Annotated in this window: 25 protein-coding genes; 13 read left to right on the top strand and 12 right to left on the bottom strand. The window is 73.8% G+C overall.

Going from position 1 to position 26,268, the window contains the following annotated elements; translation table 11 throughout:
- The first annotated feature begins 5 nt into the window (after window positions 1-5).
- From GA0070606_RS24475 to GA0070606_RS24460, 4 genes are all read left to right on the top strand, one after another.
- Window positions 6-1,700, top strand: a complete 1,695-nt coding sequence (locus GA0070606_RS24475; protein WP_091104696.1) for a sensor histidine kinase — start codon at window positions 6-8, stop codon at window positions 1,698-1,700.
- 7 nt (window positions 1,701-1,707) lie between these two features.
- On the top strand, window positions 1,708-2,376 hold the full coding sequence (locus GA0070606_RS24470; RefSeq protein ID WP_007072219.1) for a response regulator transcription factor: 669 nt from the start codon (window positions 1,708-1,710) through the stop codon (window positions 2,374-2,376).
- Window positions 2,377-2,559: 183 nt separating this feature from the next.
- A complete protein-coding gene (locus GA0070606_RS24465) occupies window positions 2,560-3,369 on the top strand; it encodes an SAM-dependent methyltransferase (protein ID WP_091104694.1) in 810 nt (269 codons plus the stop codon).
- A 115-nt stretch (window positions 3,370-3,484) separates the two neighbouring features.
- Window positions 3,485-5,140, top strand: coding sequence for a putative bifunctional diguanylate cyclase/phosphodiesterase (locus GA0070606_RS24460; RefSeq protein ID WP_091108130.1), 1,656 nt, complete (start codon window positions 3,485-3,487; stop codon window positions 5,138-5,140).
- 45 nt (window positions 5,141-5,185) lie between these two features.
- Here the strand turns inward: GA0070606_RS24460 and GA0070606_RS24455 are convergent, their stop codons facing one another.
- The 4 genes from GA0070606_RS24455 to GA0070606_RS24440 form a co-directional block, all read right to left on the bottom strand.
- A complete protein-coding gene (locus GA0070606_RS24455; RefSeq protein WP_091104692.1) occupies window positions 5,186-6,310 on the bottom strand; it encodes a glycosyltransferase family 4 protein in 1,125 nt (374 codons plus the stop codon).
- Window positions 6,307-7,566 (bottom strand): M48 family metallopeptidase, encoded by a 1,260-nt coding sequence (locus tag GA0070606_RS24450; RefSeq protein WP_091104689.1) that lies wholly within the window; start codon window positions 7,564-7,566, stop codon window positions 6,307-6,309. The genes GA0070606_RS24455 and GA0070606_RS24450 overlap by 4 nt, the downstream gene beginning before the upstream one ends.
- 292 nt (window positions 7,567-7,858) lie before the next feature.
- Window positions 7,859-8,074, bottom strand: a complete 216-nt coding sequence (locus GA0070606_RS24445; protein ID WP_091104687.1) for a hypothetical protein — start codon at window positions 8,072-8,074, stop codon at window positions 7,859-7,861.
- A 289-nt stretch (window positions 8,075-8,363) separates the two neighbouring features.
- The gene (locus GA0070606_RS24440) at window positions 8,364-9,785 is read right to left on the bottom strand and encodes an NYN domain-containing protein (protein ID WP_091104684.1); all 1,422 of its coding nucleotides are present in this window, start codon (window positions 9,783-9,785) and stop codon (window positions 8,364-8,366) included.
- Between the two features lie 127 nt (window positions 9,786-9,912).
- On the opposite strand from GA0070606_RS24440, the gene GA0070606_RS24435 reads away from it, so the two are divergent.
- The 5 genes from GA0070606_RS24435 to GA0070606_RS24415 all read left to right on the top strand — a co-directional run bounded on the left by GA0070606_RS24435 (window position 9,913) and on the right by GA0070606_RS24415 (window position 15,535).
- On the top strand, window positions 9,913-11,667 hold the full coding sequence (locus tag GA0070606_RS24435; protein WP_091108128.1) for a DEDD exonuclease domain-containing protein: 1,755 nt from the start codon (window positions 9,913-9,915) through the stop codon (window positions 11,665-11,667).
- A gap of 130 nt (window positions 11,668-11,797) precedes the next feature.
- The gene (locus tag GA0070606_RS24430; protein WP_091104681.1) at window positions 11,798-13,585 is read left to right on the top strand and encodes a RelA/SpoT family protein; all 1,788 of its coding nucleotides are present in this window, start codon (window positions 11,798-11,800) and stop codon (window positions 13,583-13,585) included.
- Window positions 13,586-13,640: 55 nt separating this feature from the next.
- Window positions 13,641-14,183, top strand: coding sequence for an NUDIX domain-containing protein (locus GA0070606_RS24425; RefSeq protein ID WP_091104678.1), 543 nt, complete (start codon window positions 13,641-13,643; stop codon window positions 14,181-14,183).
- A 182-nt stretch (window positions 14,184-14,365) separates the two neighbouring features.
- On the top strand, window positions 14,366-15,211 hold the full coding sequence (locus tag GA0070606_RS24420; protein ID WP_091108126.1) for a nucleotidyltransferase family protein: 846 nt from the start codon (window positions 14,366-14,368) through the stop codon (window positions 15,209-15,211).
- Between the two features lie 36 nt (window positions 15,212-15,247).
- Window positions 15,248-15,535, top strand: coding sequence for an Lrp/AsnC family transcriptional regulator (locus GA0070606_RS24415; RefSeq protein WP_091104676.1), 288 nt, complete (start codon window positions 15,248-15,250; stop codon window positions 15,533-15,535).
- 80 nt (window positions 15,536-15,615) lie between these two features.
- Here the strand turns inward: GA0070606_RS24415 and GA0070606_RS24410 are convergent, their stop codons facing one another.
- The 5 genes from GA0070606_RS24410 to ctaE form a co-directional block, all read right to left on the bottom strand.
- Window positions 15,616-16,293 carry a DUF4142 domain-containing protein gene (locus GA0070606_RS24410; protein WP_091104673.1) on the bottom strand — a complete coding sequence of 226 codons (678 nt, stop codon included), beginning with the start codon at window positions 16,291-16,293 and terminating at the stop codon, window positions 15,616-15,618.
- Window positions 16,294-16,502: 209 nt separating this feature from the next.
- Window positions 16,503-18,125, bottom strand: a complete 1,623-nt coding sequence (gene qcrB, locus GA0070606_RS24405) for a cytochrome bc1 complex cytochrome b subunit (RefSeq protein WP_091104671.1) — start codon at window positions 18,123-18,125, stop codon at window positions 16,503-16,505.
- The gene (gene qcrA / locus GA0070606_RS24400; protein WP_091104669.1) at window positions 18,122-19,210 is read right to left on the bottom strand and encodes a cytochrome bc1 complex Rieske iron-sulfur subunit; all 1,089 of its coding nucleotides are present in this window, start codon (window positions 19,208-19,210) and stop codon (window positions 18,122-18,124) included. Before qcrA ends, qcrB begins: the two co-directional genes overlap by 4 nt.
- 67 nt (window positions 19,211-19,277) lie before the next feature.
- Window positions 19,278-20,111: a cytochrome bc1 complex diheme cytochrome c subunit gene (gene qcrC, locus GA0070606_RS24395; RefSeq protein ID WP_091104666.1), complete on the bottom strand. Its 834-nt coding sequence runs from the start codon at window positions 20,109-20,111 to the stop codon at window positions 19,278-19,280.
- Between the two features lie 72 nt (window positions 20,112-20,183).
- Entirely contained in the window at window positions 20,184-20,783 is a 600-nt protein-coding gene (ctaE, locus tag GA0070606_RS24390) for an aa3-type cytochrome oxidase subunit III (RefSeq protein ID WP_091104664.1), read from the bottom strand.
- A gap of 108 nt (window positions 20,784-20,891) precedes the next feature.
- Between ctaE and GA0070606_RS24385 the strand changes: the two genes are divergently transcribed.
- From GA0070606_RS24385 to GA0070606_RS24370, 4 genes are all read left to right on the top strand, one after another.
- Window positions 20,892-21,836, top strand: coding sequence for a cytochrome c oxidase assembly protein (locus GA0070606_RS24385; protein WP_091104662.1), 945 nt, complete (start codon window positions 20,892-20,894; stop codon window positions 21,834-21,836).
- Between the two features lie 189 nt (window positions 21,837-22,025).
- Window positions 22,026-22,421: a response regulator gene (locus GA0070606_RS24380; protein ID WP_091104659.1), complete on the top strand. Its 396-nt coding sequence runs from the start codon at window positions 22,026-22,028 to the stop codon at window positions 22,419-22,421.
- An 83-nt stretch (window positions 22,422-22,504) separates the two neighbouring features.
- On the top strand, window positions 22,505-23,551 hold the full coding sequence (gene trpD, locus GA0070606_RS24375; protein ID WP_091104656.1) for an anthranilate phosphoribosyltransferase: 1,047 nt from the start codon (window positions 22,505-22,507) through the stop codon (window positions 23,549-23,551).
- A gap of 188 nt (window positions 23,552-23,739) precedes the next feature.
- Complete coding sequence (locus GA0070606_RS24370) at window positions 23,740-23,949, top strand: hypothetical protein (RefSeq protein WP_091104653.1); 210 nt, start codon at window positions 23,740-23,742, stop codon at window positions 23,947-23,949.
- A 139-nt stretch (window positions 23,950-24,088) separates the two neighbouring features.
- Here GA0070606_RS24370 and GA0070606_RS24365 read toward each other — a convergent pair whose 3' ends face one another.
- The 3 genes from GA0070606_RS24365 to ctaC form a co-directional block, all read right to left on the bottom strand.
- Window positions 24,089-24,541 (bottom strand): GNAT family N-acetyltransferase, encoded by a 453-nt coding sequence (locus GA0070606_RS24365; RefSeq protein ID WP_091104651.1) that lies wholly within the window; start codon window positions 24,539-24,541, stop codon window positions 24,089-24,091.
- Between the two features lie 248 nt (window positions 24,542-24,789).
- Window positions 24,790-25,218 carry a cytochrome c oxidase subunit 4 gene (locus GA0070606_RS24360; RefSeq protein ID WP_091104648.1) on the bottom strand — a complete coding sequence of 143 codons (429 nt, stop codon included), beginning with the start codon at window positions 25,216-25,218 and terminating at the stop codon, window positions 24,790-24,792.
- A gap of 10 nt (window positions 25,219-25,228) precedes the next feature.
- The gene (gene ctaC / locus GA0070606_RS24355; RefSeq protein ID WP_091104646.1) at window positions 25,229-26,200 is read right to left on the bottom strand and encodes an aa3-type cytochrome oxidase subunit II; all 972 of its coding nucleotides are present in this window, start codon (window positions 26,198-26,200) and stop codon (window positions 25,229-25,231) included.
- Between the last annotated feature and the right edge of the window lie 68 nt (window positions 26,201-26,268).

The following is a 26,268-nucleotide window of genomic DNA, read 5'->3' as shown; positions in this document are numbered from 1 at the left end:
GTCACGTGCCCGACTCGACGCCCACCCGGCCCCACCCGCATCCCCTCGCCGCCGCGGCGCGCGTGGTCCTGCTGGCGCTGGTCGCGGTCCTGACCCTGTTCGCCACGCGCGACCCCGCCCAGCTCTGGTGGGTCGCGCTGCTCGCCGCCGCCGGGCTGCCGGCGCTGCTGGCGCCCGAGCACCGGCTGGTCGGCCCGCTGAGTCGGGTGGCCGAGGTGGTGGTGCTGGGGCTGGCCGCGAGCCAGGTCGCCGCCGTGGCGACCATCGGCGGGGAGACCGGCGGGCTGGGCGCCTCCGCGGTGCTGCCCTACCTGGCGGTCCCGGTGACGGTCACCGCGCTGCGCCGCCGGTTCGCCGAGGGGGCCGCACTGCTGGCGGTCACCGCGGCCACCCTGCTGGTGGCCGGCGCGCTCACCGAGGCCGACGGCGTCCGGCAGATCGCCCAGCTCGGCTACCTGGCGGTCTGCGCCCAGTGGCTGCTCCTGGCCGGGCTCGGCCTCTACACGGCCAGCACCCTGCACCGGGTGATGCGGGTCCGCGACGAGGGCAAGCCCCAGCCGTACGCCGAGGCGACCCGGCTGCTCACCCAGCTGCGCACGGTGGCCCGGCAGCTGCCCGGGGCGACCCTCGACCCGGGCGGCATCTCGGAGCACCTGCTGGAGGAGCTGCGCACCGTGGCCCGGGCCGACCGGGCTGCCGTGCTGTCGGCCAGCGGCGGCGGGCGGCTCGTGGTGCTCGCCCAGGTGGGCGTGGACCGGGTGGACTGGGAGACGACGCTGGACGCGGACTCGGCGATCGCCGACGCCTGGGCCAGCCAGCAGCCGCAGACCGCCGCCCGCTCGCAGGCCCGGTCGCACCGCGGCGGGGAGGTCTCCGCGCTCATCGTGCCGCTGGTGGCCGGGGTGCGTACGGTGGGTCTCGTGGTGCTGGAGGCGGACGCCGCGCAGGCGTACCCGGCCGGGGTGGTGGCCCGGGTGACCGGGCTGACCCGCCCGGCCGCGCTCCGGCTGGAGGCGGCGCTGCTCTTCGACGAGGTCCGCTCGCTGGCCACCAACGAGGAGCGGCAGCGGCTGGCCCGGGAGATCCACGACGGGGTGGCGCAGGAACTGGTGATGGTCGGCTACGGCATCGACAACGCCCTGGCGTACGTCGACGAGGACCCGAAGGAGACCGCCGAGGCGCTGCGCACGCTGCGCGGCGAGGTGACCCGGGTGATCACCGAGCTGCGGCTGAGCCTCTTCGAGCTGCGCAGCGAGGTCGACCGGCACGGCGGGCTGGCCGCCGCCATCGCCGAGTACGCCCGCACGGTCGGCGCCTCGGGCGGGCTGCGGGTGCATCTGTCCCTCGACGAGTCCACCGCCCGGCTGCCCGCCGCCACCGAGGCGGAGCTGCTGCGCATCGCCCAGGAGGCGGTCACCAACGCGCGCAAGCACGCCGGGGCGTCGAATCTCTGGGTAACCTGCGAGGTCGACCCGCCGTACGCGCAGATCGAAGTGTCGGATGACGGTCAGGGGATCGCTGACCAGCGCTCGGACGGGCACTACGGTCTTGCGATCATGGCCGAGAGGGCGGAACGTATCCGGGGCCGGTTGGAGATCAGGCCGCGCCAACCGAGCGGCACGACCGTCGCGGTGGTGCTCGGCTCCTCGCCCCGGCGCGATAACGTGCGCGGTAGCGCAGCGGCAGCAGAAGGGGAGTAACCCGAGGATGACCACAAGTCCGACACCGGCCACCCGTACCAAGGTCCTCCTTGTCGACGATCACGACCTGATCCGCAAGGGCCTGCGGCACGCGTTCGAGCGTGACCGGCAGTTCGAGGTCGTCGGCGAGGCCGCCACGGCGGCGGAGGGTGTGCGCCAGGCCGGTGCGCTGCAGCCGGATGTGGTGATCATGGATCTGCGGCTGCCCGACGGCAGCGGCCTGGAGGCCACCCGGGCGCTGCGCAAGTCGAGCGCCTCGATGGGCATCGTCGTGCTCACCATGTACGCCGGCGACGACCAGCTCTTCGGTGCCCTGGAGGCCGGGGCGAGCGCCTTCGTGCCCAAGACCGCGCCGGCCGACGAGGTCGTCGCCGCCGCCCGGCACGCCGCCTCCTCCCCCAGCGCCTTCACCGCCGCCGACCTGGCCGAGGCCATGAAGCGCCGGCTGGCCCCGTCCGGGCCGCAGCTCTCTCCCCGCGAGGGTCAGGTGCTGCGGCTGCTCGCCGACGGCATGAGCGTGGCGGGCATCGCCAAGCAGCTCTTCGTCAGCGAGTCCACCGCCAAGACCCACATCTCGAAGCTCTACGAGAAGCTGGGCGCGGCCAACCGGGCGCAGGCGTTGATGACCGCGCTGCGGCTCGGCCTGCTCGAGGCGCCGGACGCCCCGAAGTTCTGACCGCCCGGGCCCCATCGACGCACCACCGACAGGTCCGCGCCCGGCCGACGCCGGCGCGGACCTGTCATCGTATCGACCGGCGTCGCGGGTTGTGGGTGACGCGCTATGGTCTCCCCGGCGGCGAACCGACAGAATACCGGCGCGGGCAATGGCGTCCGCACCGTCGACATGAGGGGTGAGCGCATGCAGCGGCCGGACTGGGCACCCGACGAGATCGACATCGAACGCCCCAGCGTGGCCCGCATGTACGACTACTACCTCGGCGGCTCGCACAACTTCGCGGTGGACCGGGCGGCGGCCCAGGCGATGGTGGCCGCCGTGCCGGAGGCGCCGCTGATGGCACAGGCCAACCGGGCCTTCCTCCGCCGGGCGGTACAGTTCCTGCTCGACGCCGGCGTCCGGCAGTTCCTGGACATCGGCTCCGGCATCCCGACCGTCGGCAACGTGCACGAGATCGCCCAGCGCGACGCGCCCGACGCCCGCGTGGTCTACGTCGACGTGGATCCGGTGGCGGTGGCGCACAGCCGGGAGATCCTGCACGGCAACGACCGCGCCGTCGTGGTGCAGGAGGACCTGCGCCGTCCCGAGCGCATCGTCGCCCATCCCGACGTCCGCCGGCTGCTCGACTTCGACCAGCCGATCGCCGTGCTGATCGTGGCGGTGCTGCACTTCGTCTCCGACGACGACCGGCCCGCCGAACTGCTGCGGACGCTGCGCGGGGCGCTGGTGCCGGGCAGCTACCTGGTGCTCTCGCAGACCAGCGCCGACGGGCGGGGCGACGACGAGCGGGCCGAGGCCGAGCGGGTCTACCGGCGCACGGACAGTCCGCTGTGGATGCGCAGCCGCAGCGAGCTGACCGCCCTCTTCGACGGCTTCGAGCTGGTCGATCCCGGCGTGGTCTGGGTGCCGCAGTGGCGACCGGAGACCGCCGACAGCGCCGAGGACGCGGAGCGCGCGGCCTTCATCGGCGGCGTCGGGCGACTCGGTGGGTGAGCCGCCCGGGGCGACGGTCACCGCCCCGCCCGGCGCGACCGCCACGGGCCCGTCCCGCCCCGGCGTCTTCGCCCGGGCCTGGGCGAAGGCCCTCTCCGGCACCAGCTACCTGCCGATGACCCAGGCGCATTTGGAGGCGCTGCTGCAACACCTCACCGACCAGCTCGCGGCGGCGCTGCTGTCCGAGCCGTTCGACCTGCGGGTCGGGCACCGGGTCGCCACCGAGCTGGTGGCCGCGCACATCGCGTCGCCCGAGGCGCTGGGGCGTACGGTCGAGGTCGTCCAGCTCCGGCTGGCCCGCGACCTCGGGCTGGTCGGCGAGGAGGTCGGGGACCGGCTGGCGCGGCTGCTGGCCGCCGTGGCCACCGGGTACTCCCGCGCGCTGCGGGACCGGACGCTGGACGAGCAGGAGTCGATCCGGCGGGCCGCGATGACCGCTCGGGCGCAGGCGGAGCGGGCGCTGCGCGCCAGCGAGGCCCGCTTCCGCCACCAGGCGACCCACGACCCGCTCACCGACCTGCCCAACCGCGCCCTGTTCACCCAGCGGCTCAGCGCCGCGGTCGACTCGCCGGGCCGGGGCGCGGAGCGGGTCGGCGTCTGCTTCCTGGACCTGGACCGGTTCAAGGTGGTCAACGACTCGCACGGGCACCAGGTCGGCGACGGCCTGCTGGTCACCGTGGCCGACCGGCTCCGCGCCGCCCTCGACGGGCATCTGGTCGCCCGGCTCGGCGGGGACGAGTTCGTCGTGCTGGTCGAGGGCACCACCGGCACCGACGACGTCGTCGCCGTGGCGGAGGCGGCGCTGGCCGCGATGCGCGAGCCGGCGCTGGTGGACGGGCACGAGCTGTGCGTGTCGGCGAGCATCGGCATCGTGGAGCGGCCGGTGGCCGGCACCTCCCCCGGTGACCTGATGCGGGCGGCCGACAGCACGCTGCACTGGGCGAAGGCCGCTGGCGGCGCCCGCTGGGCGCTCTACGACGCCGACCGCGACCGCCGGGAGCTGGCCCGGTACGCGCTCTCGGCGGCCATCCCCGCCGCCCTGGAGCGGGGCGAGTTCTACCTCGACTATCAGCCGCTGACGTCGCTGCGCGACGGCCGGGTGGTCGGCGTGGAGGCGCTGGTGCGCTGGCGCCACCCGGAGCTGGGCGTGCTGCGGCCGGACAGTTTCATCGGCCTGGCCGAGGAGACCGGGCTGATCGTCCCGCTCGGCGGGTGGGTGCTGGCCGAGGCGTGCCGGCAGGCGGGAAGCTGGTCCCCCGCGGTCGGAGCGGCCCCGTTCGTGAGCGTCAACCTGGCCGTGCGGCAGGTCCGCCGTCCCGGCCTGGTCCAGGAGGTCCGCGGACTGCTGCGGAGCACCGGCCTGCCGCCGGAGCGACTCCAGCTGGAGATCACCGAGAGCACCATGATGAGCACCGCCGAGGAGCCCGTCCGGGCGCTGCGGACGCTGGCCGACCTCGGCGTGCGGATCGCCATCGACGACTTCGGCACCGGCTACTGCAACCTGGCCTACCTGCGGGACCTGCCGGTGACGGAGCTGAAGGTGGCGGGACAGTTCGTGGCCGGGCTGCGGGCGCCGGAGAGCCGGGCCGACGAGCGGATCCTCGCCTCGCTCGTGTCGCTGGCGCACGCGCTGGACCTGACCGTCACCGCCGAGGGCGTGGAGACCGCCGGGCAGGCCGACCGGCTGCGGGCGATCGGCTGCGACGCCGCCCAGGGCTGGCACTTCGGCCGCCCGGACTCCGCCGAGCGCCTCCTGGCCCGCCTGCACTGACGCCGGCCACACCCGCTGTCGCGTCCCGTGGGCGGCAGCGGGCGGTCAGCCTGCGAGCAGGGCGGCCATCCGCTGCGCCTGCGCCTCCCAGCGCCACTCCCGCTCCACCCAGGCGCGACCGGCCGCGCCGAACTGGCGGGCCAGGTCCCGGTCGGCGAGCAGCGTGGCCACCCGGTCGGCGAGCTGGGCGACGTCGCGACCCTGGACCACGAACCCGGTCTCGCCCTCGCGCACCGCGTCCGGCGCCCCGCCGGAGTCGCCGGCCACCACCGGCAGGCCGGTCGCGGAGGCCTCCAGGTAGACGATCCCGAGCCCCTCGACGTCCAGGCCTCGGTTGCGGGTGCGGCAGGGCATCGCGTAGACGTCGCCGGCGGCGTAGTGGGCCGGCAGCTCGGCCGACGGCACCGAGCCGGTGAAGACCACGTCCCGCTCGACGCCCACCTGCCGGGCCAGCTTCTCCAGCGTGGCCCGGTAGGGCCCGCCCCCGACCACCAGCAGCGCGGCGTCGGGCACCCGCCGCCGGATCGCGGGCATCGCCCGGATCAGCATGTCCTGCCCCTTGCGCGGCACCAGCCGGGACACGCACACCACCACCGGGCGGTCGGCCAGCCCGAGCCGGAGCCGGACCGCCTGGCCGTCGACCGACGGATGGTAGGCGTCCACGTCGACCCCGGGCGCGAGCCGGTGCAGCTCGGTCACCCCGTGCAGCGCCCGCTCCAGCCGCACCCGGGTGTACTCGCCCAGGTAGGTGGTCACGTCCACGCCGCGCCCGATCCGACGCAGCGCGGCCCGCGCACCCGGCAGCGCGGCCCAGCCGACCTCGTGCCCGTGGGTCTGCGCCACCGCCCGGCGGATGCCGGCCCGGCGGCGCAGGCCGCTGGCGAGCAGCCCCAGGGGAGCCGCCGCGCCGAACCACACCGTGTCGCAGTCGTACGCCCGGGCCAGCCGCGCCGCCCGCCGCGCCACCAGCGGGGTGGGCAGCAGCACCTTGGTGCGCTCCCGGACCACCTCGAACGGCTGGTCGGCGTCGAACTTCGCCGCGCCGCGCCAGGTCGAGGCGTAGACGACGACCGAGCCGGCGGGCTGACGCACCGCGAGGTTGTGCACGAAGGACTGGATGCCGCCCGGACGGGGCGGGAAGTCGTTGGTGATCAGCAGCGTACGGCTCATCGGCCGGCCTCCCTGGCGTGGGCGCGGGCGGCGGCCATCCGCTCGACCGTGGACGGGTGCGTGGCGGAGTAGAGGTATTCCCAGCGCGGCGGATCGGGGTCGGCGAGGTTGATCCCGGCGAGCCGGCGCTGCATCGCCTCGAAGGCGGCCGGGTCGCCGGTGAGGGCCAGCGCGTGCGCGTCGGCGCGTGCCTCGACCCGCCGGGACATCAGGGCCTGCGCCGGCGCGGACACCAGCCCCGCGACCGTCACCAGGGCGACGAGCAGGGGGAACGCGCGCGGCTGGGCGACCGAGTCGACGCCGGCCAGCCGCAGCAACGGGCCGGAGGACCCGAGCAGGTAGAGCGCGACCACCGCGGCGGCGGCGCCCAACGCCCCCGTCAGGGTGCCGACGGCCACGTCGCGGTCCTTGGCGTGCCCCAGCTCGTGCGCCACGACGGCGGTCACCTCGGCCGGCGTGGCCTCGCGCAGCAGCGTGTCGTAGACGACCACCCGGCGGGTCGGCCCGAGCCCCGAGACGTACGCGTTCACCGCCCGGGTGCGCCGCGACGCGTCGGCGACCAGCACGTCGCGCACCGGCACGCCGTCGCGAGCCGCCATCTCGACGAGCTGGGTGCGCAGCGGGCCCTGCTCCATCGGGGTGAACCTGTTGAAGACCGGCTCCACCAGCACGGGCAGCACGAACGAGAGCAGCACCACCAGGGTCGCCGCGCCGGCCGCGCCGAACGCCCACCACCAGCGCGGCGACAGCCGGATGACGGTGTAGAAGCCCAGCAGCGCCACCGCTCCGATGACGGCGCTGACCGCGTACGACTTGAGCAGGTCGACCGTCCAGCCGCTCCAGCCGTTGGTGCTCAGCCCGTAGCGGGTGAGCACGCTCTGGCGCCAGGCGGCGAACGGAAGGGTGACCAGGTCGGCGACGAGCACCACGGCGAGCCCGCCGACGACGGCCTGGGCGGCCCAGTGGCCCCCGAACGGGCGACCGGCCAGCTCCACGAGCCGGCCGCCCAGCGGGGTCAGGCCGAGCGCCAGCGCGACCAGCAGGCCGATCGCGATCGCGGCCCAGCCGGCGGGGCGCAGCGCCGAGCGGAACTCCCGGCTGCGGGCCACCTGCTCGGCGGGGAGGTCGCCCAGCGCGGCCAACTGGTCGGCCCGGGGCGCGGGCGGGCGCTGCCACGGGATCAGCACCACGGCGGCCACCACCAGGGCCACGGTCAGGCCGGCCAGGGTCAGCACCGCCCAGCCGCGCGGGCTCACCGCGACCCTCCCGGCACCGGGCGCCGGCTCGCCGGCCGGGACCGTCCGAGGCAGGCAGGCCACGAACGCCGTGGGCCCACCGGCGGCACCGCCCGTGCCCTTCGGAGGGCCGCCGGCGGCACCGCCCGCGCCCGTCGGAGGGCGGGGACGCCGACGATCGCGCCGGGGCTGCCGCCACCGCGCCGTAACCGCGTCATGCGCCGCTCCCTCCCGCCGTGAGCGCCCATCCTATTGCCCGCGTCGGCGGCGCCCGCCCGGGCCGGACCCGCACCGGCCGCGGCGGCGGGCGGCGTCAGGCCGCGCGGCGACCGGCGGAACGGGCGCGGTCGCCCGGACGCCGGGGCCCGGGAAGCACCTCCACCTCGAACCCGGCCCGCGCGAACACCTCGATCGCCTGGACCTCGGCGCCGCCCAGCCCGTCGGCCGGGGACGCGTCGAACAGGGCGGTCACCAGGCAGTCGGCGCAGCCGTCGCCCCGCACCCCGCACCCGTCGCAGTCGATGAGCATCTCGCCTCCTGATGCGCAGCGGCGGCGGGCGGGACACCGGCGTCACCGCCCGACCACCGTCGGTCATCCCGACGCTACGGGAGGGGTACGACAGAAACGGACAACCGGCCCCGGAGCCCTCGAATGCGATCAAGCAGCCCGGACGGGCGTCCGGCGGCGTGCCGGGTCAGTCCGGGTCGGACAGGGGCAAGCCCGCGACAGCGACGTCGGGCGCGCGCGGAACGGCAAGCCGCCTTCCGGTCGGTGGGCGCGACGATCCCCGGCCCGTCAGCGGGGACGGCGGGGAACGTCAGGAGCGGGCCAGGCGGCGCAGCAGCGAGTCGGCGCCGAGCGGGTACGCCCCGTGCCGGCGTACCCCGTCGGCGACCTCCCGGTCGGAGGAGACCACCACCACCGGCCGTCCCGGCGGCTCGGCGCGGACCAGGCGCCGGATCAGCTCGTCGGCGGTCTCGCCCTTGCGGGAGAACAGCACCCGGACCCCGCGCGGCGACGGCGGCAGCCCGTGCACCCGTTCCGCACCGTCGAAGACCACGGTGACCTCGTCGCCGGTCTGCGCGGCGATCCCGCCCAGGCCGGTGATCAGCCGCTTGCGCTGCTGCTCCAGCGACATCTCGCCGAAGCCGCGCTTGGTGACGTTGTAGCCGTCGACGACGAGGTGCGCCCTGGGCAGCGCCAGCAACTGGTCGAGCCGGGCGGGGTCGTCGGTGTCGCGGGCGCGGGTGGCGGCGCCGGCCGCCGGCGCGGTGGGCTGCTCGGCGAAGGCGTCGGCGACGAAGTCGGCGGGCAGCTTGTCGACCGGGTCGAGCGCCAGCTCGCGGCGCAGCCCGACGGCCGCCTGCCCGATGGTCTCCAGCAGCAGCCACAGCCGGGCGTCGTCGACGGAGCGGGCCTCCTTGGCGGTGGCGCGGGCGACCCCCGCCGCCGCCTCGGCCTCGGCCAGCCGGGCGCGGACCCGGCGCAGCTCCGCGTCGGCGTCGGCCGCCGCGCGGGCGGCGCGGCCCCGCTCGGTGGCCAGCAGCTCGGTGGCCTTGCGCTCGCGGGCCTGCGTCTCGCGCAGCGACCGGCCCAGCTGCCGGGCCTCCTCGCGCAGCTGACCGAGCTCCTCGCGGACCCGGGCCAGCTCGTCGCGGAGCTTCTCCGCCTCCACCCGGGCCACCGCCCGGTCGTGCTCGGCGCGGGTGGCCCGCTGCTCGGCCTCGCGGACCAGCTCCGCGACGACCGCGCTGTCGGCCTCCGCGCGGACCGCCGCGCCGCTGGCCTCGATGAGCTCCCGCCACCCCCGGGGGCGGGCCAGGTAGGCCAGTGCGGCCACCTCGACCGGGTCGGCGGCGGCGGGCGCGGTGCCCTCGAGCACCGCCGCCCCGAGGTCACCGGTGTCGGCGAGCACCCGGGCGGTGATCCGCTGCCGGAACAGCGGATCACCGGTGAGCTGGGCGGCGATCGCCGGGGCACCGAGCCGGGCCCGGCGGTTGGGGGCGAACTTCGCGACCCGGCGCAGCGGCACCGGAACCTCGTCGGCGGGCAGCCCGGGCAGCACGGCGGCGGTGAGCGCCACGATCCGCTGGCGGACCGGCTCGGGCAGGACGGGCTCCGGCTCGGGAGCGGCCCCCTCGCCCGCGGCGCCCTCGGTGAGGTCGCCGCCTGCGCCGCGCGCGGCGTCGACCGACTCCTCCTGCGGGAGACGGTCGTCGTGCGGCTCGGTGAGGGGCATGTGGCAAGTCTCCCACCGCGACCGGGCCCACCGCCCGGTGAGTGAGCCGATCTCTCATCCTAGACCGATGGCGACGCCTGGTGCCGTTGGGACGGGAGTGTCGGACCGGGACGCTAGCGTGCCGCCGATGGCACAGACGGAGTACGTCCAAGAGCCGCTGGCCGGTTTCGACCCCGGCGCGGGCGGGATCGATCCGGCGCTGCCGCTGCACGCGACGACGTTCGTGGTGGTCGACCTGGAGACCACCGGCGGCGCGCCGGACGGCGGCGGGATCACCGAGATCGGCGCGGTGAAGGTGCGCGGCGGCGAGGAGCTGGGCGTGCTGGCCACCCTGGTCAACCCGGGCGTGCCCATCCCCCCGTTCATCACGGTGCTCACCGGCATCACCCAGGCCATGCTCGTGCCGGCACCGCCGATCGAGCAGGTGCTGCCGAGCTTCCTGGAGTTCATCTCCGACGCCGTGCTGGTCGCCCACAACGCCCCCTACGACGTCGGCTTCCTCAAGGCCGCCTGCGCCGCGCACGGCTACCGCTGGCCCAACCCCCGGGTCCTCGACACCGCCGCCCTGGCCCGTCGGGTGCTGACCCGCGACGAGGTGCCCAACCGCAAGCTCGGCACCCTCGCCGCCTACTTCCGCACCGCCACCCAGCCGACCCACCGGGCGCTCGACGACGCCAAGGCCACCGTCGACGTGCTGCACGGGCTGATCGCCCGGCTCGGCGGGCACCGGGTCGACACGATCGGCGACGCCATCGAGTTCGCCCGTGCGGTCACCCCCACCCAGCGGCGCAAGCGGCACCTGGCCGAAGGGCTGCCCAAGGCGCCGGGGGTCTACATCTTCCGGGCCGCCGACGACCGGCCGCTCTACGTCGGCACCTCCGGCGACATCGCCACCCGGGTGCGCAGCTACTTCACCGCCGCCGAGAAGCGGGCCCGGATCTCGGAGATGCTCGCCGCGGCGGAGCGCGTCGAGGCGGTCGAGTGCGCCCACTCGCTGGAGGCGGAGGTCCGCGAGCTGCGGCTGATCGGGGCGCACGCCCCGCCGTACAACCGGCGGTCGAAGTTCCCGGAGCGGGCGGTCTGGCTCAAGCTGACCGACGGGCCCTATCCCCGGCTGTCGGTGGTCCGGGGGATCTCCCCCGGCGACACCGGCTACCTCGGCCCGTTCAGCTCCCGCCGCACGGCGGAGCTGGCCGCCGCCGGCTTCCACGACGCCGTGCCGCTGCGGCAGTGCACCCACCGGCTCTCGCTGCGCACGGTCACGCCGGCCTGCGCGCTGGCCGAGTTGGGTCGCTGTCCGGCGCCCTGCGAGCACCGGATCACCCCGGAGGAGTACGACGCCCGCGCGGTCGAGCCGTTCCGTACCGCGACCGCCAGCGACCCGCAGCCGGTGGTCGACGCGCTGCTGGCCCGGATCGAGGTGCTCTCCCGCGACCAGCGCTACGAGGAGGCGGCGGTGGTGCGGTCCCGGCTGACCGCGGTGCTGCGGGCGACGGTGCGCATGCAGCGGCTGGCCGCGCTGACCGGGATCGCCGAGTTGGCCGCCGCCCGCCCGGCCGCCCGGGGCGGCTGGGAGCTGGCGCTGGTGCGGCACGGCCGGCTGGCCGGGGCGGGGGTGTCGCCGCCCGGGGTCCACCCGCGACCGACGATCGCCGCGATCCGGGCGACCGCCGAGACCGTCCCGCCCGGCCACGGCCCGATCCCGCGCGCCTCGGCCGAGGAGACCGAACGGATCCTGTCCTGGTTGGAACGCCCGGAGACCCGGCTGGTCGAGATGTCCTCCGGATGGGCGTCCCCGGTGACCGGCGCGGCACGTTTCCGCGACCTGCTGAGCAAAGCCGAGAACGCCGCGTCCCACCAACTCTCGACCGAACGCTCATGACCAAGTGACCGATCGGACTACGTCGACTCGCTTAGTCTGTTAGAGAAGTGCAGTCCTGCCCGTTTCGTGGGCCTGCTCCCGGTTGCCGGGGTCTCGGCAGCCGTGGGGCCGGGGTGAGGAGGTGTCCCGCGTGGACGTCGACGCCGGACGCGGCGCCGCCCTGGGGGGCGCGCTTCCGACCCAACCGGGCGAGCTGCCGCTGGCCCGCCGGCTCCGGTCGCTGCTGAGCTGGCCCACCGCCGACACCGACCCGGTGAGCCACCTCGTCCGTACCCATCGGACGATCCATCCGGGCACCGAGCCCTCCGTGCTGCGCCGGGCCTACACGATCGCGGAGAACATGCACCGCGGGCAGTTCCGCAAGAGCGGCGAGCCCTACATCACCCATCCGCTGGCGGTGGCCCAGATCTGCGCCGAGATCGGCATGGACGCCACCACCCTGGTCGCCGCGCTGCTGCACGACACGGTGGAGGACACCCGCTACACGCTCCAGGCGCTCGCCGAGGACTTCGGGCGGGAGGTGGCCCACCTGGTCGACGGGGTGACCAAGTTCGACAAGGCGTTCTACGGCAAGGCCGCCGAGGCCGAGACCATCCGCAAGATGATCATCGCGGCCGGCAAGGACGTCCGGGTCCTGATCATCAAGCTGGCCGACCGGCTGCACAACATGCGCACGCTCGGCGTCCGGTCCGCCGCGTCCCGGGAGCGGATCGCCCGCAAGACGCAGGAGGTGCTCATCCCGCTCTGCGACCGGCTGGGCATCCAGATGCTCAAGCGGGAGCTCGACGACGTGGTGCTGCTGCACCTGGAGCCGGAGGAGCACGCCCGCATCGCCCGGCACGTGCACGACCGGCCCGGCTGGGACGCGTACCTCGACGAGGTGGTCGCCCGGGTGCGGTCGGCGCTGCGCCGCAACCGGGTCGACGCCGAGGTGACCCCCCGCCCCCGGCACCTCTACTCGATCTGGAAGGACACCGTGTCGGGCGGCCACACCGCCCCCTACGACCTGCCCCGCATCGCCATCGTGGTGGACGGCCCGGCCACCGACTGCTACGCGGCGCTGGGCGCGGTCCACGGCCTGTGGCGGCCGGTCCCCGGCCGGTTCAAGGACTTCATCGCCTCCCCGAAGAACAACCTCTACCGCTCCCTGCACACCAGCGTCTGCGGCCCCAGGGACCGCACCGTGGAGGTGCTGATCCGCACCGAGGAGATGCACCGCTCGGCCGAGTACGGCGTCGCCGCCGACTTCCGCTTCCCGCGCCCCGGCGGCACGGCGGCGTGCGCGGAGCAGCTCGACTGGCTGCGCCGGGTGCTCGACTGGGAGCAGGACGCGGCCGACCCGGCCCAGTTCCTCGAGTCGCTGCGCTGCGACCTCGCCGAGGCGCAGGTCCAGGTCTTCGCCGACGGGCGGCAGGTGGTGCTGCCGGCCGGGGCGACCCCGGTCGACCTCGCGTACGAGCTGGGCACCGAGCGCGGCGACCACTGCCTGGCCGCGCGGATCAACGGCCGGCTGGCGCCGCTCTCCTCCGCGCTGGAGGAGGGCGACGTGGTGGAGATCTTCACCGAGACCGACGCGGCGAACGGCTTCGACGCCGACGTGGCCCCCCGCGGCCCGCGCCGGGAGTGGCTCGACTTCGTCAAGTCGCCGCACGCGCAGATGCAGATCAGCCGGTGGTTCGCCGAGCACACCGAGCCCGGCATCTCCATCACCGACAAGGTGCGCCTCGGCCGGGCCACCATCGGGCTGGCCCTGCGCAAGCACGACCGCGGGCTGGCCAGCGACCTGCCCCTGCTGCGGCTGTCGGAGGAGCTGGGCTACCCCGACCTGGAGACGCTGCTGGTGGCGGTCTTCGACCGGGTGATCGAGCCGGACGCTGTCGTACGCCAGCTCATCGACCTGGTCGACCACCGGCAGTGACTCCTCCTCGGGCCCGGGTCGTCCGAACGTTCCTCGCGGCCACTAGCCTGGGGTCATGATCCCCCGCTCGCGCGCCACCGGCCGGGCCGTCGCCTACCAGGTCTTCTACCGGCTGCCGCTGCCGGTACGCCGCCGCCTGGTCCGGTTGGCCGTGCCGAAGTACATCGTCGGCGCGGTCACCCTGGTCCGGGACAGCGAGGCGGACGGCGCTGGCCGGCTGCTGCTGCTGCGTCAGCCGCCCGGAAAGGGGTGGGGGCTGCCCGCCGGCCTGTTGCAGAAGGGCGAGGCGCCGGTAGTGGGGGCGGCCCGCGAGCTGTACGAGGAGTCCGGCATCCGGCTCTCCCCCCGCGACCTGAGCCCCGCCGTTCCGAACGCCGTGGTGCACGCCAAGGGCTGGGTGGACGTGGTGTTCACCGCCGAGGTGCCGGCTTCGCGCACCGAGCTGAAGGTCGACGGCGCGGAGGTCTTCGAGGCCGCCTGGCACCCGCTGGACGACCTGCCGAAGCTGACCTGGCCGACGGCCCGGCTGCTCGCGTACTACGACATCGGGCCGCTGGCCGGCCAGTTCCCGCCCCCGGTGCCCGACGCGAAGCCGTGACCGCCGACCGCACCGCCGACGGCGGGGCCACCGCCGCCGGCCGGGTCGACCAGGGCCCGGCCGCCACCGGCCGGGGCCGCCCCGGCGCGGCCCGCACCGCCCGGAACGCCCCCGGCCCGGCCACCACCTCCAAGCCCGGCCCCGGCCCGGCCGCCGCCGCGCGGGCCGACGTCTGCGCGGTCGTGCTCGCCGCCGGCGAGGGCACCCGGCTGCGCCCGCTGACCGAGCGGGTGCCGAAGGCGCTCTGCCCGGTGGGCAACGTGCCACTGTTGGACCGGGCGCTGCACCGGCTGGCCGGGCTCGGCCTGGCCGGGCCGGCCCGGGTCGCGGTCAACGCCTGCTACCTCGGCGAACAGGTCGTCGCCCACGTCGGCGACCGCGCCCACCTGTCGGTCGAGCCGGGCTCGCCGCTGGGCACCGCCGGCGGGGTCGCGAAGCTGCGGGACTGGATCGCCGGGCGGGGGGTGCTGGTCGGCAACGCCGACGCCTACCTCGCCGACCCCGCGCGCCCACCGGGGCCGGACGTGGCCGCGCTGCTCGACGGCTGGGACGGCGAGACCGTACGCCTGCTCGGCCAGCCCGCCGCCGAGCCGGCGGCGCCGGGCACCTTCGACGGCCACGTGTTCACCGGGTTCTCGCTGCTGCCCTGGCGACTGGTGCGGGAGCTGCCGGTCGAGTTCGGGGACCTGGTCCGCGCGGTCTGGCGGCCGGCGGAGGCGGCCGGGGCGCTGAGCGTGGTGCCCTACCCCGGCACGTTCTTCGACACCGGCACCCCGGTCGACTACCTGGCGGCCAACCTGCACGCGGCCGGCGGCGGCAGTCTCGTGGCGCCCACGGCCACGGTGACCGGCCGCTGCCGGGAGGCGGTGATCGGCGCGGGTGCCGTCGTGCACGGCGACGTGGCACGCGTCGTCGTCTGGCCGGGCGCCACCGTCGGATCCGGCGAGCGCCTGCGTGACGCGATCCGCGCGGACGACGGCGTCACCGTCCCCGCCACACCCCCGTCCGTCGGGCCGGGAAACATCTAGCATGGGCGACGACGCCGACGAACGGAGAAATGTCCCGTGATCACCGCGATCGTGCTGATCGACTGCGCCACCGACTCCATCCCCGAGGTGGCCGAGGCCCTGGCCGCCCTGCCCGGCGTCAGCGAGGTCTACTCGGTGGCCGGCCACGTCGACCTGATCGCCATGGTCCGGGTCCGGGAGTTCGACCAGATCGCCCAGGTGATCGCCGGCAGCATCTCGAAGGTGCCGGGCGTGCTGAACACCGAGTCGCACATCGCCTTCCGGGCGTACTCCCAGCACGACCTGGAGGAGGCGTTCGCGATCGGGCTCGCGAACGCCGACTGAGCGCGTGCGCCGCGTCCCGGCGCGGCACGCGCGACGGCCGGCCCACCCGGAGGTGGACCGGCCGTCGTGGTACGGCGACGTCAGCTCTGCGTCGGAGCCGGCGTCTCGGTGACGGTGCCGCCCGGAGCCGGCGACTCGGTCGTGCCGCCCGGAGCCGGGGTCCCGGTGGTGCCGCCCGGAGCCGGGGTCGTGCCGCCCGGGCTCGGCGTGCCGGTGCCGCTGACCTGCGGAACCGGGATGCCCAGCTGCTCGGCGAGCTGCACCAGCGCGTCGTAGTGCGCCTGCAGGGTCGGCAGGGCGGTCTGGGCCAGCTGGACCACCGACTGGTCGGAGCCCTGCGAGATCTCCGTCTGGGTGGCCTGGATGGCCTGGACGTGGCCGGCCAGCTCACTGGTCACCCAGAGCCGGTCGAACTCCTCGCCGCTGGCGTTGTTCAGCTGGTCGATGACGGCCTGCTGGTCGGCGGTGGGCTCGCTCGGCAGCTCCACCCCGAGCTGGGACGCGGTCTGCTGCACCGTCTGGTCCAGCTGCGTGTGGTCCGTCTTGAACCGGGCACCCAGGTCCTTGACCCCCTGGTTCTGGCCCTTCTGCTGGGCCAGGTCACCCGAGGTGATCTCGAACAGGTTGATCTGGTGCACGGCCTCCAGGTACTGGGTGTCCTGCTGTGACGGCTGCACCGCGGCCTGTGCCGCCGCGGCCGGCGCGATTCCCACCAGCACCAGCGCGGCCAGCAGGCCGAGGCGTTTGATTCCCAACATGCTTCCCCCCCTTGAGACGTTGGACCGCACGGATACCCGGCTGACCGGGGTTATTCCTGCGATCCCCGCCCCCGGGGCGGCGGACGACACGGCACACGTCGCGGCCGGCCTGCCGGGCTCCGGCTTCTTTCGACCCGTCGCGGGGTGCGGAAACGGGCGTGGCGCCCACCGGAGGACTCCGGTGAGCGCCACGTCAGGGTGTCGCGAGGTCAGCGACGGCTCTCGCCGCTGCCGATCTGCTCCCGGTCGGGCCGCGGCTCGACCGGCGGGTGGCCCGGTGAGACCGGCGCCTCGGCCGGCTTCTCGATCGGGTAGAAGAAGCCCCGGATGGCCGGGCCGAGGGCACCGAGCCGGTTCATCTTCTTCGGCACGACCCAGCCGGCGTACTCCAGGCCGTGGCCGTGGCCGTCGCCCGGGGCGAGCGGCTGGTGGACCTCCTCGAACCGGCCGTCGGGCAGCCGCCGGATGATGCCCGTCTCCACGCCGTGGGCGAGCACCTCCCGGTCGTGCTGCTGCAGGCCCAGGCAGATCCGGTAGGTGACGTAGTACGCCAGCGGCGGCAGGATCAGCAGACCGATCCGGCCCGCCCAGGTCATCGCGTTCAGGCTGATCTGGAACTTGTCGGCGATGACGTCGTTGGCGCCGGAGAGGGTCAGCACGATGAAGAACGCGACGGCCATGGCGCCGACCGCGGTGCGCGCCGGCACGTCCCGGGGCCGCTGCAGCAGGTTGTGGCTGCGGGTGTCCTTGAGGCGGCGGGCCTCCAGGAACGGGTAGAGCGTGGAGAGCCCCACCAGGATGCCCGGCAGCACGACCGTCGGCCAGAACAGCGGCGGGATCACGTACCCGTCGCCGATCGGGATGTTGATCTCCCAGGCCGGCATCAGACGGGTCGAGCCGTCGAGGAACATGACGTACCAGTCGGGCTGGCTGGCGGCCGAGACCACCCACGCCTCGTACGGGCCGAACAGCCAGATCGGGTTGATCTGGAACAGGCCGCCCATCAGCGCGATCACGCCGAAGACGACCATGAAGAAGCCGCCCTGCTTGATCGCGTAGCGGGGGAACATCCGCTCGCCGACCACGTTTCCGTTGGTCCGGCCGGGGCCGGGCCACTGGGTGTGCTTCTGCTTGAAGACCAGGCCCAGGTGGACGCTGATCAGCGCGACCAGCAGACCCGGGATCAGCAGCACGTGGGCGATGTAGAACCGGCTGATGATGATGGTGCCCGGGAACTCGCCGCCGAAGATCGACGAGGTGACCCAGGAGCCGATCACCGGGATGGAGAGCATGATCGCCGAGGCGATCCGCAGACCGGTGCCGGACAGACCGTCGTCCGGCAGCGAGTAGCCGGTGAAGCCGGCCAGGAAGCCGACCCAGAACAGCAGCGAGCCGATGATCCAGTTGGTCTCACGCGGCTTGCGGAACGCGCCGGTGAAGAAGACCCGGAGCATGTGCACCACGATCGCGGCCATGAACAGCAGCGCCGACCAGTGGTGCATCTGCCGCATGATCAGGCCGCCGCGGACGTCGAACGAGATGTCCAGGCTGGAGGCGTACGCGGCCGACATCGGCGTGCCCCGCAGCGGGGCGTAGCTGCCGTTGTAGACCACCTCGGTCATGGCCGGCTCGAAGAAGAAGGTCAGGAAGACACCGGTCAGCAGCAGGACGACGAACGAGAAGAGCGCGATCTCGCCCAGCAGGAACGACCAGTGGTCCGGGAAGACCTTGTTCAGCAGCCGGCGCAGCGGGGTGGCCACCTGGAAGCGGTCGTCCACTCCCCGGGCGACGTTCCCCGGGACTGCTGCCTTGTCAAACTTGCGCCGCTTCACGGCCGCTCCCAGAAGTCGGGCCCGACGGTCTCGGTGTAGTCGGACTTGGCCACGAAGTAGCCCTCGGAGTCCACCTCGATCGGCAGCTGCGGCAGCCGCCGGCTGGCCGGACCGAAGATGGGCCGGGCGTTGTCGGTGATCAGGAACTGCGACTGGTGGCACGGGCAGAGCAGACGGTTGGTCTGCTGCTCGTACAGGCTCGCCGGGCAGCCGGCGTGCGTGCAGATCTTCGAGTAGGCGGCGTAGTTGCCCCACATGTAGTCGCCGTGCCCGACCCGCTCGTTGGCCCGGCGCGACTCCTGCGCGTCGGAGTCCCGCAGGTGGATCAGCAGGGTCGGCGAGTCGGCGTGCAGGTTGCTCACGCCGTGCGGGATGCCGGGGAAGACGGTGATCTGGCCGCCGGCGCTGATGTCCGCCGGGCGGACCGGCCGGCCGTCCTCGCGGACCAGCCGCACCTTCTCGCCGCCCTCGGTCGGGGCGAACCCGGTGGTGAACATCTGGTTGTTCTTGTGCGGCTGGGAGATCAGGCCGCCCACCAGGGGGGCGGCGGCGACCGCGCCGACCGGCGCGAGACCGGCCAGCAGCGAGATGCCGAGCAGCGGCCGGCGCTTCACGCCCAGCTCGTCGGCCATGTAGAGCATGGTCTGACCGGTGATGATCCGGTCGTCCTCGCTGACGGTGCCCTCGTGCCGGTCCTGGATCGACACCTCCTTGGGCAGCAGCTTCTTGCCCCAGGTCAGGATGCCGAAGCCGATGCCGAGCAGGGCCACGCCGAGGGTGAGGCCGAGCAGCGGGGTGTACCACTTGTCGCCGCCGCGGCCGGGAGCGTACTCCCACGGCCACCAGATGTAGATCACCAGGAAGGCGGTCGCAGCCAGGCCGGTCAGCAGGAAGAACGACGCGACGGTGCGGGTCAGCCGGCGCTCGGCCTTGCTGCCCGGGGCGACCTGCGGCTCGTAGTGGACGATCTCGATGTCGTCCCGGCGCGCGCCCTCGCGGACGATGTCGAACTGGCTGAGCCCGGGGGTCCTCACGTCGAGCGGCTCCCGGCCCTGCTGGGCCTGGTGCTCGGTGTGCGTGGTCATGCCGTCACCTCGCTACGGGCGGTGCCGGCCCCCGGCACCACAGCACTGAATCGGATGATCCGTCCGGTCACGACTTGCCCGCGATCCACAGGCTCGCGAAGACGAGCGCGACGATGCCGACCAGGAAGATCGCCAGCCCCTCGGTGGACGGCCCGTACCGACCGAGGTTGAAGCCACCCGGGTCCTGGTCGTGCTTCAGGGTCTCCTGGATGTAGGCGATGATGTCGGCCTTCTGCTGCGGCGAGATCTGGTTGTCGCCGAAGACCGGCATGTTCTGCGGGCCGCTCAGCATCGCGGCGTAGATCTGCCGGTCGCTGGCCGGGCGCAGGCTCGGCGCGTACTTGCCGGAGGACAGCGCGCCGCCGCCACCGCCGAAGGCGTGGCACTGCGAGCAGTTGATCCGGAACAACTCGCCGCCGGCGGCGATGTTGCCCTCGGAGTGGAGGTCGTCGCCGTTCGGCACGACCGGGCCGCCGCCGAGTTCCTGGACGTACTGCGCGAGCTGGCGGATCTCCTCGTCGGTGAAGAGCTCCGGCTTGCGCTGCGCCTGGGCCTCCTGCCGGGCCATGGGCATGCGGCCGGTGCCGACCTGGAACTCCACCGAGGCCGCGCCGACGCCGACCAGGCTCGGCCCGCGTCCCTCGACGCCCTGGGCGTTGCGACCGTGACAGGTCACACAGCTCACGTCGAACAGCGCCTTGCCCTCCGCGGCGGCGCCGGTGAGCGGGGTGTCCTGCGCCTGCACGCCGGGGGCGAAGACGGTGTAGGCGCCGCCGGCCAGCATCAGCGCGGCGAACAGCCGGACCGCGGCACCCAGCCGGCGGCGGCCCCTGCTGCGCGCCGCGGGCCGCTCGCGCAGCCGCGCGAGCAGACCGCGTCGGCGGTCGTTGTCAGAAGTCATGACCTGTGTCCTTAACCGGTTGGACCTTGTCTCAGGGGACGGAGCAGCGGCGCGGTTCGTGACGCGCCAAGATCACTGAAGCCAGTAGATCATGGCGTAGAGCCCGATCCACACGACGTCGACGAAGTGCCAGTAGTAGGACACGACGATCGCCGACGTGGCCTGCGCCGGCGTGAACCGGCCCATGGTCGTGCGGATCATGAAGATGATGAAGGCGATCAGACCGCCGGTCACGTGCAGACCGTGGAACCCGGTGGTCAGGTAGAACATCGACCCGTAACCGTCCGAGTTGATCTTGATGCCCTCGTGCACCAGCTCGCGGTACTCGTTGACCTGACCGAGCACGAAGATCAGGCCCATCACGAAGGTGATCGTGAACCAGCGCCGCAGGGCGTGGACGTCACCCTTCTCGGCGGCGAACACACCGAGCTGGCAGGTCACCGAGGACAACACCAGGATCACCGTGAAGGTGGTCGCGTAGGGGATGTTCAGGTGCTCGGTGTGCTCCGCCCACTGCTCCGGTGCCGCCGCGCGGATGGAGAAGTACATCGCGAACAGCGCCGCGAAGAACATGAGTTCGCTGGAGAGCCACACGATCGTCCCGACGCTGACCATGTTGGGTCGGGTCAGGGAGTGGATCCGGCTCTTGTCAATGGCTGGGGCCGCAGTCACGCGGTCATTATTGCCCCTGACCGGGGCCGGCGATCAGCGGGGTGCCAAACCCGTGGCATCGGCAGCCCGATCGGGGTCGTCCGGTTCGCCTGACCTAGGCTGAAAAGCGTGCTGCACGTCGATCCGATCTCCACCGTAGCCTCGGCCGCCGCGCCGACGGTGCTCGCGGCCACCCCGCCGCCGTTCACCGTCACCTCCGTGTTCACCGAGACCCGGCTGGACAGCTGGCTGGCCGTCGGCCTCGTGCTGGCCGCCGGCATCTACCTCTACGGGGTGCACCGGCTGCGGATCCGCGGCGACAGGTGGCCGGTGGCGCGTACGGTCTTCTTCCTGGGCCCCGGCCTCGGCGGGATCGCGTCGGTCACGGTCAGCGGCCTGCACGCCTACGACACGGCGCTGCTGTCGGTGCACATGGTCCAGCACATGGTGCTCTCCATGATCTCGCCGATCTTCCTGGCGCTGGGCGCGCCGGTGACGCTGGCCCTGCGCACCCTGCCGCAGCGTCCGCGCAAGCGGCTGCTGGCGATCGTGCACAGCCGGATCGCGCGGATCTACAGCTTCCCGCTGGTGGCGTTCACCATCTTCGTGGTCAACCCGTTCGCGCTCTACTTCACCGACCTGTACCGCTACACGCTCGAACACGCGTGGGCGCACGAGGTCGTGCACGCGCACTTCATCATGACCGGCTGCGTGTTCTTCTGGCCGCTGCTCGGCCTCGACCCGCTGCCCGGGCGCTGGCCGTACCCGGCGCGGGCGCTGCTGATGCTGCTCTCCGTGCCGTTCCACACCGTGCTGGGGCTCACCATCATGCAGAGCAGCACGCTCTTCGGCGGCGACTGGTACCCGTCGCTGGGGCTGACCTGGTCGGACCCGTGGCAGGACCAGGTGGTCGCCGGGGGCATCCTCTGGGCCGGCGGCGAGTTCGTCAGCGTGACCATGCTGGCCGTGCTGGTCGTGCAGTGGATGCGCCACGCCGAGCGGGAGGCCCGCCGGCTCGACCGCGAGCTGGATCGGCAGGAGGCCCGCCAGCGCGCGGCGGAGTCGGCCGCCTGAGCTGCGCCGACGGTACGCCCCGGCGGCACCGGCGGGCGGACGTCGCCTACCTCACACCGAACGGTACGATCAGCGGGCAGCTACGAGGTGGGAGCCAGTCCAGCCAATGAGTGAGCGCAACGAACGAACCACCGTGGGACACGCCGGCACGGCCGGGGCCCGGACCCTTCGGCGAAGCGGAGTGCCGGCATGAGCGATCGTCTTTGCACCATCCTGCTCTACAGCGACGACCCGCAGGTCCGTGACCGGATGCGGCTCGCCGTCGGCACGCGTCCCGCGCCCGGCCTGAAGGTCGAGTTCGTCGACGCCTCCACCTACGCGGAGTGCGTCCGGCTGGTCGACGACTACGAGATCGACCTGCTGCTGCTCGACGGCGAGGCGACCCCCGGCGGCGGCATCGGCATCGCCCGGCAGATCAAGGACGACCGGGACGACGCTCCCCCGACCTGCGTGGTGATCGCCCGCGCCGCCGACCGATGGCTCGCGGCCTACGCCGAGGTCGACGCCACCCTGGTGCACCCGCTCGACCCGGTGACCACCGGCACCACGGTGGCCGAACTGCTGCGGACGCACGCCCCCGCCTGACGTCCCCGCTCCGGCCCGCTCTCGGCGCCGGACCACCGGCGCCGGTTCCGTCCCACCCGCTTCGCACGCTCGGGAGGCCCCCCATGGGCGATCGGACCTGGCCGCACCTCCTCGCCGCGCTGCTGCGTGGCGAGGAGCTTCCCACCGCCGACACCGCCTGGGCGATGGGCGAGATCATGTCCGGCGCCGCCGCCCCGGCGCAGATCGCCGGCTTCGCCGTCGCGCTGCGGGCCAAGGGCGAGACCTCGGCGGAGCTGGCCGGCCTGGTCGAGGCGATGCTCGGCCGGGCGGTCCCGGTCGAGCTGCCCGACACGCTGCGCGACACCGCCCTCGACATCGTCGGCACGGGCGGTGATCTCGCGCACACGGTGAACATCTCCACCATGGCCTCCCTGGTGGTGGCCGGCGCCGGCGTCCGGGTGGTCAAGCACGGCAACCGGGCGGCCTCCTCCTCCTGCGGCACGGCGGACGTGCTGGAGTTCCTCGGGGTGCCGCTGGACCTGGGGCCGGAGGGGGTGGCCCGGTGCGTCGCCGAGGCCGGCATCGGCTTCTGCTTCGCGGCCCGCTACCACCCCGGCATGCGCCACGCCGGCCCGGTACGCCGGGAGATGGGCGTGCCGACGTTCTTCAACTTCCTCGGCCCGCTGACCAACCCGGCCCGCCCCCGGTCCGCCGCCGTCGGCTGCTTCGACCTGCGGATGGCCCCGGTGATGGCCGGCGTCTTCGCCGCCCGGGGCGACTCGGCGCTGGTGATGCGCGGCGAGGACGGGCTGGACGAGTTCACCACCGCCGGGCCCACCCGCGTCTGGGCGGTCCAGGGCGGCACCGTGCGGGAGGCGCTGCTCGACGCGACAGACCTCGGGGTGTCGCGGGCCACCCTGGCCGACCTGCGGGGCGGCGACGCCGCCCACAACGCCGACGTGGTGCGCCGGCTGCTCGCCGGCGAGACCGGCCCGGTGCGCGACGCCGTCCTGGTCAACGCGGCGGCGGCGCTGGCCACCCAGGGCCCGCTCGACGGCGACCTGACCGAGGCGCTGCGTGCCGGGATGGACCGGGCCGCCCACTCCGTCGACTCCGGGGCCGCCGCCCGCGTCCTGGACCGCTGGATCGAGGTCGCCCGCGCCGACTGACCTCGGCGTCGGCACCGGGCCACGGCGGCCCGCGGAAGTTTGTCGGACCCCCGTGGGAAACTACAGCCGAGTAGTTTTCCACTTCCATCATGCGCTGTTCACCGCAGCACGTCCGTCGTGCGCCGTGCGGCGCGGCAGTCCCGTCGCGCGGCAATCCCCCGACGGGACCGGAGCGAGAGGAGACGCCCGTGTCGGAGCGCGAGCTCTACTGCGACACCTGCGAGGGCGTTCGGCCGTTCGAGGCGCCGCCGTGTGTCGACGACCACGGCGCCGACTGCCCCGAGCTGGCCTGCACGGGCTGCGGCGAGGCTGTGCTCGTCGCCACCTTCACCTTCCGCGCCCCGCGCCTGGAGCGGCCGTCGCGCCGCCTCCCGTCGCCCCACCGCCGCGCCGCCTGACCGGCCGCCCCGCCGGGGGTCGGGCACGCCCGACCCGGTAGGGGCTGCACGGGCCCAGGGCGCCCACAGCATGCCGGTCAGCTCGACGCCCCTCCCGCTCCACGTTCCGACGTCCCGCCAGCGGCTTCGACGTGACACGTCAGCAGAGGTCAAGAACGCCGACGATCTGGCCACCGCTCTTCTCACCGGTCGGCCGGAAACCCAACTTGAGATAGAAGTCCTCCGGTCCGCCGGCCCGTGGCTCCCACGTGACGTACGCCCGTCTGCCGCCCCTGGAGCGGATCTTTCGACACGCGGCGTCGACGGCGAACCGGCCATGGCCGCGCCCCTGGACGTCGGCCGCGACGTTCAGCCGCCAGAGGCCGGAGCGCAGGTCGTCAGCGTTCCGGTCCCACCGGATGTCCAGGAAGGCCATGAGGAATCCGACCAGCACGTCGCCGTCGTAGACCAACCTCGGCCAGGCGTGCTCCGGGAAGACGAATGCCTCGGCGAGCGACTTGACCACGGGCGCGACCAGGTCCTCCTGATCGGGCCGCACGGACAGCGCGAGGGCCGCCTCGTAGTTCTCCGGGGTGATCTTCTCGAGCCGCACGCGGAGGACCCTGGCGGGCGGGAGGCGAACTCAGCTACCGGGTTCTGCACAAGCGGGCGCCTCCGAGGCGCTGCGCGGCAAGGGCGTAACAGCGGTGACGCGACCCCGGGCGTCGGCCCTGTGCCGCCGTCACGGACTGACGTGCATGTCGTCGGCTGCGCGTGAAGGGCCGGCCGGGGTTGGCGCCGGTGACGACGAAGGCCCGCCTCCCCGAGGGAGACGGGCCTTCGTGCCGGGCCGTCGCCGGCTCAGTGCTCGGCGGTGCGCCGGGTGCCGGTGTAGTACTCGAACAGCAGGCCGCAGGCGGCGAAGATGACCGCCACGCCGCCGAGGCCCAGCAGCCAGTACTGCCAGAACACCAGGCCGAATCCGGTGATCGCGGCGGACAGCGCCAGCCCGAACGGCCAGTAGCTGCCGGGGCTGAAGAAGCCGATCTCGCCCGCGCCGTCGGCGATCTCACCGTCCGGCCGGTCCTCCGGCCGCAGGTCGATCCGCCGGGAGACGAACCAGAAGAAGCCGCCGCACATCGCGCAGAGCAGGAAGCTCAGCAGCAGTGCGACCGTGCCGACCCACTCGACCTGGCCGCCGGAGTCGGCGGCCGTCCAGCCGCCGTAGAGGGCGGTGGCGAAGAGCAGGAACCCGGAGATGATCAGGAAGATGCGCCACTCGGTCTTCATGCCCGCCCCCTCACTTTCCCGCGCCGGCCGACGCGGCGTCCGGGTTGAAGTTGGCCTCGGTGCGGCGGGTCTCGAACGGCCGCGTGGTCGTCGCGTACGGCTCCTCGCCGATGGCCGTCAGCGCCTCCTGCGTGGACTTGCCGTCCCGCTTGGCCGCCAGGAACTGGTCGTACTTCTCCGGCGAGACGACCCGCAGCTCGAAGTTCATGAACGCGTGGTAGCTGCCGCACAGCTCGGCGCAGCGACCGACGAAGGCGCCCTCGGTGTCGATCTTGGAGACCTCGAACACGTTACGGACCTTGCCCGGCATGACGTCCCGCTTGAACAGCAGCTCCGGCACCCAGAAGGAGTGGATGACGTCGCGGCTGGTCTCCTCGAACCGGATGGACCGGTCGGTCGGGAGCACCAGGACCGGGATGACCTCGCTGGTGCCGAGCACCGAGGCGACCGTGTTGGCGTCCTGCCCCTGGCCGTCGCGGTAGTTGAACTGCCAGTTCCACTTGAACGCGACCACCTCGACCGTGACGTCGGGGTTCTTGGTCGTCCGCACCACGTCGGTCTGCACGACCGCCGTGTAGTAGAAGAGCACGGAGACGATCAGGATCGGCGCGATGGTGTAGAGGAACTCCATCGGCATGTTGTAACGGGTCTGCACCGGCAGCTCGTTGCCCCGCTTGCGGTAGCGAACGATGCACCAGAAGATCAGGCCCCACACGAAGACGCCGACCGCGAGCGCCGCGATGCACGAGGCGATCCACAGGTCGTACATCCGGTGCGCCTCGGGCGTGATGCCGCCCTGCGGCCAACCGAAGCCGCCGAACGTCGAGCCGACGTCGCAGCCCGTGAGCAGGACCAGCAGCGCCGCTCCGCCGAGACCGAGCCCGGCGAGCCGACCAGCACCACGTCCCCGGCGCCCACCGGCTCCTGGGGAAGCGCTGTGCCGTACGGCCGACGGCCGTACCTCCGAACTCCTTGCGACCACCTGGTCCTGCCTCCCTAGCGCGCCGCGGTGTCTGTTCTGTCTGCCACCCTCCGCCGGGCGGAGCGACA

The organism is Micromonospora citrea (assembly GCF_900090315.1).
GTDB lineage: Bacteria > Actinomycetota > Actinomycetes > Mycobacteriales > Micromonosporaceae > Micromonospora > Micromonospora citrea.
This window is presented reverse-complemented; position numbering and strand designations above follow the sequence as displayed.

Coding starts and splice junctions, on each gene's coding strand:
- GA0070606_RS24440 (WP_091104684.1), bottom strand. CDS start 9,785: ATGCCCCTCACCGAGCCGCACGACGACCGTCTCCCGCAGGAGGAGTCG.
- GA0070606_RS24460 (WP_091108130.1), top strand. CDS start 3,485: ATGACCCAGGCGCATTTGGAGGCGCTGCTGCAACACCTCACCGACCAG.
- GA0070606_RS24435 (WP_091108128.1), top strand. CDS start 9,913: ATGGCACAGACGGAGTACGTCCAAGAGCCGCTGGCCGGTTTCGACCCC.
- qcrA (WP_091104669.1), bottom strand. CDS start 19,210: ATGACCACGCACACCGAGCACCAGGCCCAGCAGGGCCGGGAGCCGCTC.
- GA0070606_RS24360 (WP_091104648.1), bottom strand. CDS start 25,218: ATGAAGACCGAGTGGCGCATCTTCCTGATCATCTCCGGGTTCCTGCTC.
- GA0070606_RS24455 (WP_091104692.1), bottom strand. CDS start 6,310: ATGAGCCGTACGCTGCTGATCACCAACGACTTCCCGCCCCGTCCGGGC.
- GA0070606_RS24410 (WP_091104673.1), bottom strand. CDS start 16,293: ATGTTGGGAATCAAACGCCTCGGCCTGCTGGCCGCGCTGGTGCTGGTG.
- GA0070606_RS24465 (WP_091104694.1), top strand. CDS start 2,560: ATGCAGCGGCCGGACTGGGCACCCGACGAGATCGACATCGAACGCCCC.
- GA0070606_RS24425 (WP_091104678.1), top strand. CDS start 13,641: ATGATCCCCCGCTCGCGCGCCACCGGCCGGGCCGTCGCCTACCAGGTC.
- GA0070606_RS24380 (WP_091104659.1), top strand. CDS start 22,026: ATGAGCGATCGTCTTTGCACCATCCTGCTCTACAGCGACGACCCGCAG.
- GA0070606_RS24445 (WP_091104687.1), bottom strand. CDS start 8,074: ATGCTCATCGACTGCGACGGGTGCGGGGTGCGGGGCGACGGCTGCGCC.
- trpD (WP_091104656.1), top strand. CDS start 22,505: ATGGGCGATCGGACCTGGCCGCACCTCCTCGCCGCGCTGCTGCGTGGC.
- GA0070606_RS24470 (WP_007072219.1), top strand. CDS start 1,708: ATGACCACAAGTCCGACACCGGCCACCCGTACCAAGGTCCTCCTTGTC.
- qcrC (WP_091104666.1), bottom strand. CDS start 20,111: ATGACTTCTGACAACGACCGCCGACGCGGTCTGCTCGCGCGGCTGCGC.